Origin of the sequence: Amycolatopsis sacchari, from assembly GCF_900114035.1 — a bacterium.
Classification (GTDB): domain Bacteria; phylum Actinomycetota; class Actinomycetes; order Mycobacteriales; family Pseudonocardiaceae; genus Amycolatopsis_E; species Amycolatopsis_E sacchari.
Genome location: NZ_FORP01000017.1, coordinates 132,115 through 147,167, shown reverse-complemented (window position 1 = coordinate 147,167; position 15,053 = coordinate 132,115). Strand labels below are relative to the sequence as shown.

Below are 15,053 nucleotides of genomic sequence, written 5' to 3'. Positions count from 1 at the left end.
GGGTCGATCACCATCGACAACGTTTCCAGGCCCACACCCAGCGCGCCCATACCGAACTCGACCCACGACCCGTCCTTCACCCCATTGGCCAGATCAACCGCCGACTCCGCGATCCCGATCCCCGTGACCGCCGTCGTCTGCGACTGCGCCTGCGCCACCAGCGGGTTGCCGTCGGACATGCCGCACCCCCCTCAGCCGTGAGCTATGACGCTTACCGGGGCGGGTGCGTTCCGGTCAAGCGGCGTTCATGAGGTCCAGCGCCGACTGCTGCCGGGCCGCGTCCGGGGAGTCGAGGGGACCGGCCCACATCAGGCCGTACTGGTCGGCGGTGTTGCGGTCGTTCGCGTACGCCGAGTTGGCCTGCCGCTGCAGGTACGTCGTGTACGGATGGTTCGACAGGGCCGCGTTGAGCTGCGCCAGCCCCCGCACGTAGGCACCTTTGAACGACGGGCCGTCGGGGCCGCCGCCACCCGGAGCGTCGCCGGGGTCGTGCAGGATGCCGTTGCTGTTGAGCGACGTGCTCGTGGTGGACGCGTTCGCCATCGCCTGCGCCCTGCTGAGCAGACCGCTGTCGCCGGTGGCGCGGTAGAGCTCGGTGAGCGCGGCCAGCGGCACGCCCTGGTTGTACGTGTACACCGGTTTGCCGTCGTTGCGGCACGTGCTCAGGTCCAGGCCGTCGTTCACCAGGTTCTGCGAGTTGATCATGCCCGAGGCGGAGTACCAGGCCCAGCCGTCGCGCGCCCGCGCGAGGTACGTGGTGTCGCCGTCGATCCTGTTGTGCAGCGCGGCGTTCAGCTGGATGTAGAGCGCGTTGGTGATCGCGTTCTTCGCGGTGCGGGAGGTGTTCCACCAGACCCCGCCGCCACACATGCCGTCCCAGTACGCGGCCATGTGGTCCGCGTCGGCGCGGGCGGTGGTGAGGTAGCGGGCGTCGCCGGTCAGGTCGAACGCCGCCACCCACGCCATGCCCCACCACGCGGTGTCGTCGAGGTAGTCGTTGGTGAAGTTGCCGCCCTGCGCGCCGACGTTGCGGTCGTAGGTGTTGGCGATGACGTAGGAGTAGCTGCCCATCCCGGTCACGCGGATGTTGTCGATCACCGCGGTGAGCGCCTTGGCGGAGTTCCACCAGCCCGTGGTGTCGAAGAGTCCGGTGCCCTGGTTGTAGAAGCCCATCAACGCGGTCGCCGCCGCCGTGCGCCGGTCACCCGCGTTCCAGGTGGTCCGCGCCCAGCCGGTGCACGTGATGCCGCCGCCGACGGGCTGGCCGCACGCGCGCAACAGCCCCACGCCGCGGTTGTTCCAGTCGTCGACGTTGTACATCAGGGTCCGCCAGCCGGAGTAGCCCGAGGGCGTGGTGGTGTTGCCGAGCCTGCTGCCGGACGCCCACGTCCGGCCCCCGTCGAAGGACCGGTCGAGCCACACCTGGTCCCCGGCGGCGCTGCCGCTGACCGCGGCCCAGCCCATGTCGTCGCCGTCGTCGAAGTGCAGCTCGAAGCGGCGGGTCCCGGAGGAGGCGGACGTGGCGAGGCGGTCACCCGGGCTGAGTGCCGGGTCTCTGGCGTCGCAGTACCGGTCGCAGATCGCGGCTGCGGCGGTTGGAGGGGCGGTGTCTGGTGTGGGGGTGGCCGAGGCGGTGGCGGCGGGTTCTGGGGTGGCTGGTTCGGTGGCGGCCGTGGCCGTCGCGGGCAGTGCGGTCGCGGTGATCGCGGTGGCGGTGAGGAGCACCGCCCGGAACAACTTTCGTGCCACGTCGCACCTCCGGCCCTCAGTGGACTGGACCATAGCGCGAAGATCACGGGCGGCACACCGCCGTGCAGGTGATGGGTCCAGACCAATTGATGGCCCGGGGCGAGCCGGAGGGCGCCCAGAGCGGCGGGAGGAACGCTCCGGTGCCTTCGCCGATCGCCGCCGCGACCGTCGCGCTGCCGCCGCGCCGCCGCCCGCCGCCCGCCGCCGCTCTGCCGCGCCGCCGCCCACCGCCGCGACCGTCGCCCGCCGCTTCACCGTCGCCCGCGCCGCCGTCGCTCTACCGCGCCGCAACCCCCGCGGACCACCGCCCAGCCCGCCATCCCCTCCCCGACACGACGCCCCCACCCCGTTCACCTCGACGCCACCCGCCCGCGGCTGTCGTAAGGTCAAACCCGCGCCCACAACCACCGGGCGCGGGCGAAACCTCCGGGAGGACTCCATGCCGCTGGCCAACCCGTCGCAGCCCCGGGGCGGCTCGCGCGAGAACGTGGCCGTCAATCCGGTCTTCACGCGCGAACCGGTCACCATCCCCCGCGACCGGCTGCCCGACGGCGAGCTCGACCACGACACCGCCTACCAGGTGGTCCACGACGAGCTCATGCTCGACGGCAACGCGCGGCTCAACCTCGCCACCTTCGTCACCACCTGGATGGAGCCCACGGCCCGCGACCTGATGGCCGAGTGCTTCGACAAGAACATGATCGACAAGGACGAGTACCCCCGCACCGCCGACCTGGAGCAGCGGTGCGTGCGGATGCTCGCCGACCTGTGGCACGCCCCCGGCCCCGCCCACGCGGTCGGCTGCTCCACCACCGGCTCCAGCGAGGCGTGCATGCTCGCGGGCCTCGCCCTCAAACGCCGCTGGCAGCACCGGCGCCGCGCGGCCGGGCTGCCGACCGACCGGCCGAACCTCGTGATGGGTATCAACGTCCAGGTCTGCTGGGAGAAGTTCGCCAACTACTGGGACGTCGAGGCCCGCCTGGTGCCGATGGAGGGCGACCGCTTCCACCTCACCGCCGAGGAAGCCGTCAAGTACTGCGACGAGAACACCATCGGCGTGGTCGCCATCCTCGGCTCCACCTTCGACGGCAGCTACGAGCCGGTCGCCGAGATCTGCGCCGCCCTCGACCGGCTGCACGAAGAGCGCGGCTGGGACATCCCGGTCCACGTCGACGGTGCGTCCGGCGCGATGATCGCCCCCTTCTGCGACCCGGACCTGGAGTGGGACTTCCGCCTGCCGCGGGTCGCGTCGATCAACACGTCCGGGCACAAGTACGGGCTCGTCTACCCGGGTGTCGGCTGGGTCGTCTGGCGCGACACCGATGCGCTCCCGGAAGACCTCGTCTTCCGCGTCAACTACCTCGGCGGCGAAATGCCCACCTTCGCGCTGAACTTCTCACGGCCGGGCGGGCAGGTCGTCGCGCAGTACTACAACTTCCTCCGCCTCGGCCACGCCGGGTACACGCGCGTCCAGCAGTACTGCCGCGAAGTCGCCTCCAGCCTCGCGGAACGGATCGCCGCGCTGGGCCCGTTCCGGCTGCTCACCGACGGCACGCAGCTGCCCGTCTTCGCCTTCACCCTCGCCGACGGCGAGACCGGGTACTCGGTGTTCGACGTGTCCGCCGCGCTGCGTGAACAGGGCTGGCTCGTGCCCGCCTACACCTTCCCGGCGCACCGCGAAGACCTCGCCGTGCTCCGGATCGTGGTGCGCAACGGCTTCAGCCACGACCTCGCCGACCTGCTCGTCGAAGCGCTGGAGCGGGTGCTCCCCCGGCTGCGGCGGCAGACGGAACCCCAGCACGGCAAGGAATCCGCCTCGTTCTCCCACGGGGCCGACGTCAGGAAGTGAGCTGCGTCTGTCGCGTGTGGACAGTCGTGGCCAGCAGCCGCAGCGCGGCTTCCGAGGCTGAGCCCGGTTCGGCCGTGTAGGTCAGGATCCGCTGCCCCGGCTCGTCGGCGAGCAGGAGCGCCTCGAAGTCCAGCACGAGCTCGCCGACCTCCGGGTGCCGGAAGTACTTGGTGCCCGACACGCACGTCGCCACCGGGTGTTTCGCCCACAGCGCCGCGAACTCCGGGCTGCGCATGGTCAGTTCGCCGATCAGCTCCGCCAATTCCCGGTCGTCGGCGTGGCGGCCCGCCACGAGCCGCAGCGAGGCGACCGCGCGGGCGGCCTCCTCGGGCCAGCGCGCGTACAGGTCGCGGTGGTGCGGGTCGAGGAACAGCCTCCGGGTCAGGTTCGGCCGGTCGGCGGGACGGCCGGGCGCTGCCGGGTCGAGGTGTCCGGCCAGCAGCCGGTGGCCCAGCGTGTTCCAGGCGAGGACCTCGGTGCGCACGCCCAGCACCACCGCGGGCACGTCACCCATCGCGTGCACCAGCCGCTCGGTGCCGGGCCGCACCTTCGCCGGGCGCGGCCGCCGCCGCGGCTTCCCGGGAGTGGGGCGGGCGAGGTCGTGCAGGTGCGCGCGCTCGTCGTCGTCGAGGGCGAGCGCGCGGGCCAGCGCCTCGATGACCGACTCCGACGCCTGCCCACTCTGCCCCTGCTCCAGCCGCGTGTAGTAGGTGATGCTGATCCCCGCGAGCTGCGCCAGCTCCTCCCGCCGCAGTCCGGGCACGCGCCGCGGGCCGTAGGACGGGATGCCCACGTCCTCGGGCCGCACGCGGTTCCGCCTGCTCCGCAGGAACTCCCCCAGCTCCGAACGACTCGCCATGCCCCCATTCTGCCGCGTCCGCGCCGGGGCGAAGGTATCCCTGCGAGTGCTACCCCGCGCAGGGTGCTGGCAGCCCCTCCCGCCCGGCGTGAAAGTCGTCCGTGGACAAGGAATCCGCGGAAAGGACACCGGGATATGACCACAGTGGAACGGGCGACGGGGCGGCGGCTGGCCCTCGTCCTGTTGCTCACCGCGAACTTCACGCTCGCGGTCGACTTCTCCGTGCTCAACGTGGCGTTGCCCGCGATCGGCGACGACGTCGGGTTCACCCTGGACTCCCTGCAGTGGGTCGCCACCGCGTTCGCGTTGTGCGCGGCCGGGTTCACGCTGCTGTTCGGGCGCGTGGCCGACCTGTTCGGCAGGCGGCGGCTGTTCCTCGCGGGCATGGCGCTGCTCGGCGCCGGTTCGCTGGCGGGTGGCCTCGCGACGTCCCCGACGGTGCTGCTGGCCGCGCGGGCGGCGCAGGGCCTGGCGACCGCGGCCGTCACCCCGGCGGCGTTGTCGCTGCTCACCACGTCGTTCCCCGAGGGACGGCTGCGGGAACGGGCGCTGGGGCTCAACGGTTCGCTCATGGCCGCCGGGTTCACCTCGGGTGCCGTGCTCGGCGGGGTGCTCACCGACCTGCTGAGCTGGCGGTGGGCGTTCTTCCTCAACGTGCCGGTGGCGGTGTTCGCGCTGCTGACCGCGCCCCGCGTGCTCGCCGAAAGCCGCCCGGACCGGCGGCCGGCGCTGGACGTGCCCGGCGCGCTCACGGTGACGCTGGGCCTGCTCGCCATCGTCTACGGCGCGAGCACCGCGGGCACGCACCCGTGGCGCGACCCGCGGGTGCTGCTGCCGCTGGCCGCCGGGGTGGCGTTGCTGGCCCTGTGCCGGCACATCGAGCGGCGGGCCGGGGACGCGGCGCTTGTGCCGGTGCGCATCCTCGCCCGCCCGAACGTCCGCTGGGGCAATGTCGCCGGGCTCCTCGCGTTCGCCACGGAGACGTCGCTGGTGTTCCTGCTGACCCTGTACCTGCAGGACGTGCTGGGCTTCTCGCCGCTCGGGGCGGGGCTGTCCTTCGCGGTGCTCGGCGCGGGCACGGTGCTGGGCGGCCTGCTCGGGCCGAGGCTGATCGCGCGGATCGGGCCCCGGCGCACGATCGTCACCGGGTTCCTGGTGCAGGCCGCGGCGACCGCCCCGCTCGTGCTGCTCGGCCCGGCACCGGGCTGGATCGCCCTGCTGCTCGTCGCGACGTTCGCCGGCGGGGTCGCCAACCTGGTCGCGATCGTCGGGTTCATGGTCACCGCGACGTCCGGGCTGCCGGACGGGGAGCAGGGCCTGGCCACCGGCCTGACCACGATGAGCCAGCAGGTCGGCATCACGCTCGGGACGCCGGTGCTGAGCGCCGTCGCGGTCGGCACCGGCCTCACCCCGGCGATCGGCGTGAACGCCGGGGTGTGCGCGGCCGCGGCGCTGCTGGTGCTCCTGCGTCAGGACTTCAAGGTGTCCGCGACCCAGTCGGCGATGTAGGTGCTCACGTGCGGCAGGTGGTCCAGCCCGATGTGCTCGGTCGCCCCCTCGTCGGCGCCGAAGATCCGCAGCTGCCGGTTCGGGCTGTTGACCGCCTGCTCGTAGGAGCGGTGGGCGTAGGCGAGCGGGATCTGGCGGTCGTTCTCCCCGTGGCAGATGAGGAACGGCACGGTGATCTTCTCGACGACGCCGTCGAGGTGCACCCCGTCGGCGAAGTCGAGGAACTTCTCCAGGTCGTCGTGGCCCCACACCCACAGCACGTGCTCCCAGTAGTGGGGCACGGGCCGCTCGCCCTCGCGCTCGATCCGGCGGCGCTGCACCGCGCCCCAGTTGTGGTTGGCGCCCCACGCGACGACGAGCGCGAGCCGCTTCTCGAACGCGGCGGCCCGCGGCGCGTAGTAGCCGCCGAGCGACCAGCCCGCGAGCCCGATCCTGGCGGTGTCGACGTCGTCGCGGGTCTCCAGGTAGTCGACGCACGCCGCGGCCCAGGCCTCGGTGTCGATGCGGGCGGTGAGGCCCTGCAGGCGCAGGGCCTCACCCGAGCCGGGGCAGTCGACCATGAGGCAGGAGACGCCGCGGGCGGCCAGTTCCGCCCAGTGGCCGGAGGAGTACATGTGCTCCTTGGTCGAGTCCAGCCCGTTCCACAGGATCAGCACCGGCGCGGGCCCGTCGACCGGCGCGGCGCTGAAGTACGCCGGCAAAGTGGTTCCCTCGTAAGGGATCTCGACGCGCGTGATGCCGGGGTCCTTGAGGTCGAACGCCTTCTGCTGCAACGCCAGCACGCGGCGGTAGACGTCGGCCCGGCCGGGCGCGGACGCGCTCTGCAGGCGCTCGGCCTGGGAGAGGTAGTTGGTGGCGCGCGCGTAGAGCTGCCCCGCGGTGAGGGTGTGCCCCGCGCTTTCGGCCTCCTCGGCCTGGGCGACGAGCTGGTCGGTCAGCGCGGTCCAGGCACGCAGGAAGTCGGGCGTGCCCGCGTCCTCGCCGCGCTGTGCGGCGTCGTAGATCGGGCGGCAGGCGCGGTCCACCTCGTCGATCAGCCCGCCGCTGTTGAGCGTGGCGACGACGCCGAGGTTCCAGACGTAGTTGCCGGGGAAGTACTCGAACACGGAAAACTCCTATTTCATGGCTTCACTGATCGATTTGACGCCGCCGTGAGCGGTGAGGCCGCCGTCGACGGGGATCTCGGCTCCCGAGATGAACGACGCCTCGTCGCTGAGCAGGAACAACACGAGCGGCGCGACGTCGTCGACGTTGCCGGTGCGGCCGAGCGGGGTTTCGGCCACGTTCGCGTCGCGGAAGGCCGGGGCGGCCGAACCGGTCATCGGTGTTTCGACGTAGCCGGGGTGGATGGCGTTGACGCGGATCCCGCGTGGCCCGAGTTCGAGGCACGCGGCCTTGGCCAGCCCCCGCAACGCCCACTTGCTCGCGGTGTAGGCCACCGGGAAGTGCCCGGTGAGGGCCGCGGCCGAGCCGACCACCACGATCGACCCGCCCCGCGGCATCACCGGCAGCACGGCTTGGATCGCCCGCACCGTGCCGCCCACGTTGACGTCGTGAACCCGCGCCAGGTCGGCCGGTTCGACCTCGCCGAGCCGTGCCCGCCAGGTGATCCCGGCGTTCGCGACGAGACCGTCGACCCGGTCCAGGTCGCGCGCCAGGGCCGTCCAGCCCGCCGAGTCGGTCACGTCGAGCTGGACGTACTCCACGCCTGGCAGGGGTTCCGCGGGTTCCTCGCCGAGGTCGACGCCGATCACCCGGGCCCCCTCGTCGGCCAGCAGCCGCGCCTCCGCGGCGCCTTGGCCCTGCCCCGCGCCGGTGACGAGCACCGTCTTCCCGGCCACGCGTCCGGTCACCGCTTGCGTTTCCGCGGGCGGGGCCGCGCCGGGCGCACCGGAGGCAGCTCGACGCCAGCCACGACGGTGTTGCGGATGGTGCCGATGCCCTCGACCGTCATCTCCACGACGTCACCCGGCTTGAGCGCCGGGATTTCCCGCCCCCGGCCCCACAGCTCGGCGAGGCACCCGCCGTTGCCGCACGTGCCCGAGCCCAGCACGTCCCCGGCACGCACCCACGTACCACGCGAGGCGTAGGAGACCAGCTCCTCGAACGGCCAGCCCATGTTGGACAACAGGTCCTGGCCGACCTCCGTGCCGTTCACCGACACCCGCAGGTCCAGCTCCAGGAACCTGTCACCGTCGCGATAGGACTCCAGTTCGTCCGCGGTCACCAGCCACGGGCCGAGCGTCGTCGCCGAGTCCTTGCCCTTCGACGGCCCCAGCTGCACCTTCATCTCACGCCGTTGCAGGTCACGGGCCGACCAGTCGTTCAACACCGTGTACCCGAAGATCTCGGCCTCCTCCGGCGCCAGCGAAGAACCGTCCTTGCCGACGACGGCCGCGACCTCCAGCTCGAAGTCGAACAGCTCCGAGCCGGGCGGCACGGGCACGTCGTCGAAAGCTCCCAGCAGGGCATGAGGATTGGTGAAGTAGAACGTCGGTGCCTGGTACCACTCGGGCGCGACCGCCCCCGGGGCGACCATCCCCTCGACGTGCTCCTCGAAGGCGACGAAGTCCCGCACGGTCGGCGGATCCAGCGGCGGCAGCAACCGGACGTCGGCCAGCGGCACCGGCTGTCCACTGAGGACGGACGAGCCCGCCTCCAGCGCGGCGGGCAGGCCCGAGCGCACGAGGTCGAGCACCGTGGTCCCCTCGGGCAGCGGGTGGATGCCGTCGTCGGCGACGACCCCCGCCCGCACGACACCGTTCAGCGAGTAGGTGGCGAAACGCATCGGCTCCCCCTCACACCGGCGGGGCCACGAACAGGCCCTTGTCCGGGTCGTTGAACGACCTCCGCGCGACGAACTCGTTCATCGCGTTCGCCGTGCCCCACTGGTCGCTCACCTCGGGATCGCTGAAGTCGTAGAGGTGCGGGTGCCAGGTGTCCTCGTCGATCAGCTCCAGCTCGGTGGTGTACTCCATCGTGTTGCCGTGCGGGTCGAGGAAGTAGCTGAAGGTGTTGTTGCCCGCCAGGTGCCTGCCGGGGCCCCAGATCTTCTCCACACCGGCGCGCAGCAGCCGCCCGGTCCCCCGCATGTACTCGTCCAGCCCGCGCATCTCGAACGAGACGTGGTGCAGCGCCGGGTGCGGGCAGCGGGCGATCGCCAGGCTGTGGTGCCACGAGTTGATCCGCATGAACCACATCATCTCGCCCATGCGCGGGTGCATCAGGATGTCCGAGAGCCGGAACCCGAGGTGCTTCTCGTAGAACGCGCGGGTGCCCTCGGGGTCGGCGGAGTTGATCACGACGTGTGACAGCCGCACCGGCACGGACTCGCCCGCCTCGATCTTGCGGTGCTGCCGGACGGCGACGTCTGCGCTGATCTCGATCGTGCGGCCCTCGTTGTCGAAGAACCGGAAACCGTAGCCGCCACCAGGGGTGTGCAGCGAGCCCGGTTCGCTGACGAGCTGGACCCCGGACGTCGCCAGCCGCTCGGCCAGAGAGTCCACATCGGACGGTGTGTCCGCGCCGAACGAGATGAGGTCGATGCGCTTGTCGTTCGCCTGGCGCAGCCGGATCACGTACTGCTCGGGCGAGCCCTCGGCGGCGAGGAACGCGATGCCGGAGTCGGTGTGCTCGGTGGTCAGGCCCCACGCGCCGGTGAAGAAGTCGCGTTGCCGGGCCAGGTCCGGAACGGCGAGGTCGACGTGCCGCAGGTGGGTGATGAGCCGGTCGGTCAAGGTGTCCTCCATGGGTTCAGGCGGGCTGGGAGACGAGGTCGGCGACGCGCCGCATCAGGCCGGGCACGTCGCCCTGTTCGGAGTCGAGCAGCCACTGGCCGAGCTGGTTCGAGGCGTCGACAACCGCTTTCGCCCGCTGGTAACGGCGGTCGGTGAAGGCACGCCACAGGTCCTCGCCGAGGACGTCGGCGGCCAGCAGCAGTTCGGTGAGCACCGCGGCGTCCTCCAGCGCCTGCGCCCCGCCCTGCGCTAGGGTGGGCGGGCACGAGTGCGCGGCGTCGCCGATGAGCACGACGCGGCCGCGGTGCCACGGCGGCGGCAGCACGTGGGTTTCGAACCAGGTGTAGTTGACGCGGGACGGGTCGGTGAGCGTTTCCCGGATCTCGTCCCACGGGCCGTGGTAGGCCGAAGCCAGCTCACGCATCGTGGCGAGCCGGTCGTCGGCGGTGAGCATCGACCGGTCCTGCGCCTTCTCCACGACGTAGGCGTAGAGCGAGTTCTCCCCCGTCGGGCAGTACCCGGCGATGTAACACGGCCCGCCGTAGAACAGGTCCGTGCGCGTGACCGACGCCGGGCGGGGCCCGAACGCCCGCCAGATGCCCATGCCGGTCGCCCGGGTCTCCAGCTCGATGCCGAGCAGCCGCCGGACCGACGAGCGGATGCCGTCGGCGCCGACGACGAGGTCGTACCGCCCGGTGGAGCCGTCGGAGAAGGTCACCGCGCCTTCGGTGTCCAGTTCGGTGACGGTGACGCCGAAGCGGGTCTTCACCCCGGTTTCGGCCGCGCGGTCCAGCAGGATCCGCGCCAGCGCCGGGCGCGGCATGCCCATCGCGGCGGGGAGGTCCGGCCCGCCCGTGCGGACGTCGGGCACCTCCGCCAGCAGCGTGCCCGCGGGATCGGGTGCCCGCAGGCCGAGGCCGTCGAACCCGTAGCCCTCCGCGCTGACGCGTTCCCACACGCCGAGCCTGCGCAGTTCACGCAAAGCGTTGCCCTGCAAGGTGATCCCGGAGCCGATGGCGGCGATGTCGGGTTTGATCTCGATCAGGTCGACCGCGACGTCGCGCCCGGCGAGCGCGATCGCGGTGGCGGTGCCGGCGAGCCCGCCGCCGACCACGAGGACGTTGTTCACGGCTGGCATGGCTGCTCCCTCACTTCACCGCGACCGGGGCGACCGGTGCACCGACCGCGCCGGTGACCGGCAGCGGGTCCGCGGTCAGCCAGAACTCGTACACGCCGTCTCCGGCGCAGTCCGCGGCCAGCGCGTCGAGGTCCCACATCTCGCCGAGGAACAGGCCCATGTGCGGGATGCAGACCTGGTGCAGCGGCTGGAACGCCTCGTCGAACTCGTTGGGCCGCACCTCGAACCCCCACGTGTCGGTCGCGATCGCGGCGATTTCCGTTTCGTACAGCCAATCCGCGGTGGTGAACGACAGCCCGGGCGCCGGCCCGCCCGCGTAGTCGCCCCAGCCCTCGCGCCGGGCCCTGGTCAGCCTGCCCGTGCGGACGAGCAGCAGGTCGCCCCGGCCGACGCGGGCGGTGTCGCCGTGCGCGGCGATGGTGGCTTCGAGGTGGTCGGCGGTGATCGCGAACCCGTCGGGCAGCTCCCCGTCCTCGCCGCACACGCGGCCGACGTCGAGCAGCACCCCACGTCCCGCGATGCGCCCGGCCACCGTTTCGATGCCGGTGAACCGGTCGCCCTCGCTGGTCACGACGTCCCCGGCGCGGCGGCCGTTGTAGGCGGTGCCGTGGTCGAAGATGTGGCCGAGCCCGTCCCACTGCGTCGAAGCCTGCAGCGGCATGAACACCACGTCGTCCGCGCCGCCGATGCCGTGCGGGAAGCCCTGGACCCCGCGCTCGGCGTCCAGCCCGGTGTCGAGCATCGTGTGCACGGGGTTCGTCCGGCGGCGCCAGCCCTTCTGCGGGCCGTCGGCCTCGAACCGTTGCGCCAGCGGGAAACTCGCGCCCCGGCGGACCAGTGCCGCGCCCTCCCGGCGCTTGGTCTCGTCGAGGAAGTTCAGGGTGCCGAGCACGTCGTCGGTGCCCCAGCGGCCCCAGTTGGAGCAGCGTTTGGCCGCGGCGGCGATCGCGCCTTCGGGATCGGTGCGGTCGTGGATCACGTCGGTTCCTCCTTGAGCGACGAACCCACTGTCGACCGGAAAGCGTCATCAGGGAAGACGAAATCGCCTATGCGCGTTATCACTGGCACTGATACCGTGCGGGGCGTGAACCTGAGCAGGCTCGACCTCAACCTGCTGGTCGCGCTCGACGCGCTCCTGCAGCACCGCAGCGTGAGCCGGGCCGCCGAACAGCTGGGCCTGAGCCAGCCCGCCGTGTCGGCCCAGCTGGCGAAACTCCGCCGCCACTTCGACGACGAGCTGCTCGCCCGCACCGGCAACCAGTACCGGCTCACGCCGCTCGCGTCGCGGTTGCGCGACCGCGTGCAGCTCGCGCTGTCCGGGATCGAGCGGGTGTTCACGACGGGCTCGGAGTTCGACCCCGCGGCCAGCACCCGCGAGTTCCGGCTGCTGGTGAGCGACTACTTCGTGGCGGTGCTCGGCCCGGCCGTCGCGGCGCTGCTCGCCGAGGAGGCGCCGGACACGCGGTTGCGCCTCATCCCGCACACCCCGCAGCTGATCGACGAAGCCGTGCAGGTCCTCACCGGGTTCGACCTCCTGCTGATGCCCCACGGGTTCCTCACCGACCTGCGGTGCCAGGACCTCTACCGCGACGAGTGGGTGTGCCTGGTCTCGGCGGACGCCGACGTCGGCGAGGCGCTGACCATGACGCAGCTGGCCGCCATGCCGTGGGTGGCGACCTACCACGGCCCGACCGCGTCGAGCCACGCCGCGCGGCAGCTGCGGCTCACCGGCATCGAACCGGACGTCCGCGTGGTGACCGAAACGTTCCTCACCGTGCCGGGGCTCATCGCCGGGAGCGACCGGGTGGCGTTGCTGCAACGCCGCCTGGCCGACCGGATCCCGCCGGAGCTCGGCGTGCGCGCGCTCCCGTGCCCGTTCCCGGCGGGCCCGCTCGTCGAGGCGATGTGGTGGCACCCGATGTACGACGACGACCCGGAACACCGCTACCTGCGTGACGTCCTCGCCAGGGCCGCGGAAAAACAGGTGGCCGCCGGGGAGGATCGGTCCTAACTTCACTTCCCGTGAGTTACGAGCACCCGCTGGCCTACCTGCTCGGCATCGAGGGCATCGCCCTGTTGCGCGCCTTCACCGGGGAGTACGACCGGGAGTTCACCGAGTCGCGGATCGCCGAGGTCCGGCGCCTGCTCGCCGACGATTCCCTGACGGGCGTGGAAGTCGCCGAGGTGAGCACCGTCGACGGCTACCGGGTGTGGGCGGAAACCTATGACCAGCCGGGCAATGCGGCGTTCGCCTTGGACGAACCCGAGGTGCGGCGGATCGTGGACCCGTTGCCGCCGGGCGTGGCGCTCGACGCGGCGTGCGGGACGGGCCGGTACGCGGAGTGGCTCGCCGACCGCGGGCATCGCGTCATCGGCGTGGACAGTTCACCGGAAATGCTCGAGCGAGCCCGGAAACGCGTGCCTTCCGGCGAGTTCCTCCTCGGCGACTTGCAGCGGCTCCCGGTCGATGAGTCCACTGTGGACGTCGTCGTGTGCGGTCTGGCGCTGACGCACGTGCGGGATCTCGCGCCGGTACTCGCGGAGTTCGCGAGGGTGCTGCGGCCCGGCGGGCACGTCGTGCTCGCCGACGTGCACCCGGAGGCGGTGGCGCGCGGCTCGGTTCCGCCCGTACGGGGTCCCGGCGGGGAACCGGCACGCGTGGTCAGCCACCGGCACCTGGTCGGCGACTACCTGCGTGCCGCGCTGACCGCGGGGCTGCTGGTGCGCGGCTGCGAGGAACTCGTTGTGCCCCAGCGGGAACAGCCCGCGTCGGCGGCACCCGGCCCGTGGGAGACCTGGCCGTGGAGCCTGGCGGCGATGGTGCCCGGGGCGGCGCGAGCAGCCGGCGAGGGCGTGCCCGCCATGCTGATCTGGCACTTCGAGCTGCCCCGGGCTTCCGCTCAGCCCTTCCAGACCACCGGGTCGTCGGAGTAGGCGTCGCCACCGGCGTCGAACTCCGCCCCGGCCACGCTGCCACCCTCACGGGCCGCGGTGAGGACGCACGTGTCGTACTTCGCGCCCGCGGTCTTGAAGTCCTTGTCGGCGCTTTCGGACTCGCACCTGTCGGTGTCGCCGGTGATGATCACGCCGGTGGACCGGCCGTCCGGGCCCACGCCCCGCAGCCGCAGCGAGCTGTAGGACAGGTCGCTGCCGTCGACGTTCTCGACGGTCGCCCGCACGTAGAACGGGACGATCCCCTTCGCGCGGTCGCCGAACTTCGCCAGGTCCGCGTTCTCCCCGCGCTCGATCGCGGTGACGGTGATCGCGATGGTGCCCTTCTTCGACGTGCCGTACTCGAACGGCACGACCGCGCGCTGCCCCACCTTCAGCTCGGTGCCGGGCGCGGTGGTCTCCCCCGCGCTCGCGGGTGCCGAGGAAGCCGCCGAACTGCTCGGCGCGCTGGACGCGGTGGACTCGGCGGTCGTGCTCGGCGCCGGGGCGGCGACCGTGGGTTCGTCGTCGCTGCCGCACGCGGTGAGCAGCACCGGGGCGAGGACGGCGGCGGCGAGCAGGGCGGAACGGACGTGCTTCACTGGGAAACTCCTTGCTGTGTAACGAAATCTCAGGCCGCGAACCGCACGGCGTGGTCGCCGTCCGGGTAGGCGGTCCGGTCGACGTAGACGAAGGCGGCGGGAGTGGCCGCCGGGTCGTCGAAGTACAGGACGGCGCAGCGCACCTGCTCGGCCCGCAGCTCGGTGACCCCCTGCTCGGTGGCGGGGTCCTCGCACTTCTCCAGCGAGTCCGGGACGCTCAGCGCGTTCGCGCGGGTGCCGGCGGCGTCGACCGCAGTGAACTTCCGCACCGGGCTGGCGTGTGGATCGCCTGCCAGCACGGCGTAGTGCACGTTCACGAAGTACGGCGTGGCCCGCTGCACGGCCGTGCTGTTGCCGGTGAGGCTCTTGACGTCCTTGAACTCGCCCGCCTCGCCCCGCGGCACCTTGCCGACCTTGACCGCCAGCACCCCCTCGGGCGGGGTGTCGCCGGTGCTGTGCGACTTGACCACGCCGAACGTGCCCGCGGGCACCGGCGTGGCGGGGTCGCTGAGCGCGGTCGCCGCGGGCAGCGCGGGGTTGACCGTGGCCCGCGGCGGCTCCGGCTCCTCGTCCCCGCCTGCGCACGAGGTCAGCAGCACCCCCAGCACGGCGGCAGCGATCAGCCGCACTCCACCCCTCATGGCCGCGACGTTAACCCGTCCGGAGCACCGGTGGGGTG

The 15,053-nt window shown here is 72.1% G+C and carries 14 protein-coding genes; 4 read left to right on the top strand and 10 right to left on the bottom strand.

The features are described 5' to 3' along the window. Positions 1 to 234: 234 nt before the first annotated feature. Complete coding sequence (locus BMZ92_RS25470; protein ID WP_425425854.1) at positions 235 to 1,689, bottom strand: glycoside hydrolase family 76 protein; 1,455 nt, start codon at positions 1,687 to 1,689, stop codon at positions 235 to 237. A gap of 499 nt (positions 1,690 to 2,188) precedes the next feature. Between BMZ92_RS25470 and gad the strand changes: the two genes are divergently transcribed. Further along, positions 2,189 to 3,598, top strand: coding sequence for a glutamate decarboxylase (gene gad, locus BMZ92_RS25465; RefSeq protein ID WP_091512332.1), 1,410 nt, complete (start codon positions 2,189 to 2,191; stop codon positions 3,596 to 3,598). On the opposite strand, the gene BMZ92_RS25460 is transcribed toward gad, so the two are convergent. Continuing rightward, positions 3,588 to 4,457 carry a helix-turn-helix transcriptional regulator gene (locus tag BMZ92_RS25460; RefSeq protein ID WP_091512330.1) on the bottom strand — a complete coding sequence of 290 codons (870 nt, stop codon included), beginning with the start codon at positions 4,455 to 4,457 and terminating at the stop codon, positions 3,588 to 3,590. The two genes, gad and BMZ92_RS25460, sit on opposite strands and share 11 nt — an antisense overlap. A gap of 135 nt (positions 4,458 to 4,592) precedes the next feature. Here BMZ92_RS25460 and BMZ92_RS25455 point away from each other — a divergent pair, with 135 nt between their 5' ends. Continuing rightward, positions 4,593 to 5,966 (top strand): MFS transporter, encoded by a 1,374-nt coding sequence (locus BMZ92_RS25455; protein WP_091512328.1) that lies wholly within the window; start codon positions 4,593 to 4,595, stop codon positions 5,964 to 5,966. Here the strand turns inward: BMZ92_RS25455 and BMZ92_RS25450 are convergent. The 6 genes from BMZ92_RS25450 to BMZ92_RS25425 are packed head-to-tail and all read right to left on the bottom strand — an operon-like array spanning position 5,927 to position 11,820. Further along, positions 5,927 to 7,072 (bottom strand): alpha/beta hydrolase family protein, encoded by a 1,146-nt coding sequence (locus BMZ92_RS25450; RefSeq protein ID WP_091512326.1) that lies wholly within the window; start codon positions 7,070 to 7,072, stop codon positions 5,927 to 5,929. The two genes, BMZ92_RS25455 and BMZ92_RS25450, sit on opposite strands and share 40 nt — an antisense overlap. Positions 7,073 to 7,081: 9 nt before the next feature. Continuing rightward, positions 7,082 to 7,819 (bottom strand): SDR family NAD(P)-dependent oxidoreductase, encoded by a 738-nt coding sequence (locus tag BMZ92_RS25445; RefSeq protein WP_245783242.1) that lies wholly within the window; start codon positions 7,817 to 7,819, stop codon positions 7,082 to 7,084. Then, a complete protein-coding gene (locus BMZ92_RS25440; protein ID WP_091512324.1) occupies positions 7,816 to 8,754 on the bottom strand; it encodes a fumarylacetoacetate hydrolase family protein in 939 nt (312 codons plus the stop codon). Before BMZ92_RS25440 ends, BMZ92_RS25445 begins: the two co-directional genes overlap by 4 nt. Positions 8,755 to 8,764: 10 nt before the next feature. Next, positions 8,765 to 9,703 (bottom strand): VOC family protein, encoded by a 939-nt coding sequence (locus tag BMZ92_RS25435; RefSeq protein WP_091512372.1) that lies wholly within the window; start codon positions 9,701 to 9,703, stop codon positions 8,765 to 8,767. 16 nt (positions 9,704 to 9,719) lie between these two features. Next, positions 9,720 to 10,841: an FAD-dependent oxidoreductase gene (locus BMZ92_RS25430; protein ID WP_091512322.1), complete on the bottom strand. Its 1,122-nt coding sequence runs from the start codon at positions 10,839 to 10,841 to the stop codon at positions 9,720 to 9,722. Positions 10,842 to 10,851: 10 nt separating this feature from the next. After that, the gene (locus tag BMZ92_RS25425; protein ID WP_091512321.1) at positions 10,852 to 11,820 is read right to left on the bottom strand and encodes a cyclase family protein; all 969 of its coding nucleotides are present in this window, start codon (positions 11,818 to 11,820) and stop codon (positions 10,852 to 10,854) included. Positions 11,821 to 11,925: 105 nt separating this feature from the next. Between BMZ92_RS25425 and BMZ92_RS25420 the strand changes: the two genes are divergently transcribed. Next, complete coding sequence (locus tag BMZ92_RS25420) at positions 11,926 to 12,852, top strand: LysR family transcriptional regulator (protein WP_091512369.1); 927 nt, start codon at positions 11,926 to 11,928, stop codon at positions 12,850 to 12,852. An 11-nt stretch (positions 12,853 to 12,863) separates the two neighbouring features. After that, on the top strand, positions 12,864 to 13,775 hold the full coding sequence (locus tag BMZ92_RS25415; protein WP_091512318.1) for a class I SAM-dependent methyltransferase: 912 nt from the start codon (positions 12,864 to 12,866) through the stop codon (positions 13,773 to 13,775). Here BMZ92_RS25415 and BMZ92_RS25410 read toward each other — a convergent pair. Further along, positions 13,742 to 14,374, bottom strand: coding sequence for a hypothetical protein (locus BMZ92_RS25410; RefSeq protein WP_091512315.1), 633 nt, complete (start codon positions 14,372 to 14,374; stop codon positions 13,742 to 13,744). The two genes, BMZ92_RS25415 and BMZ92_RS25410, sit on opposite strands and share 34 nt — an antisense overlap. Positions 14,375 to 14,403: 29 nt before the next feature. Continuing rightward, on the bottom strand, positions 14,404 to 15,015 hold the full coding sequence (locus tag BMZ92_RS25405; protein WP_143249939.1) for a hypothetical protein: 612 nt from the start codon (positions 15,013 to 15,015) through the stop codon (positions 14,404 to 14,406). Between the last annotated feature and the right edge of the window lie 38 nt (positions 15,016 to 15,053).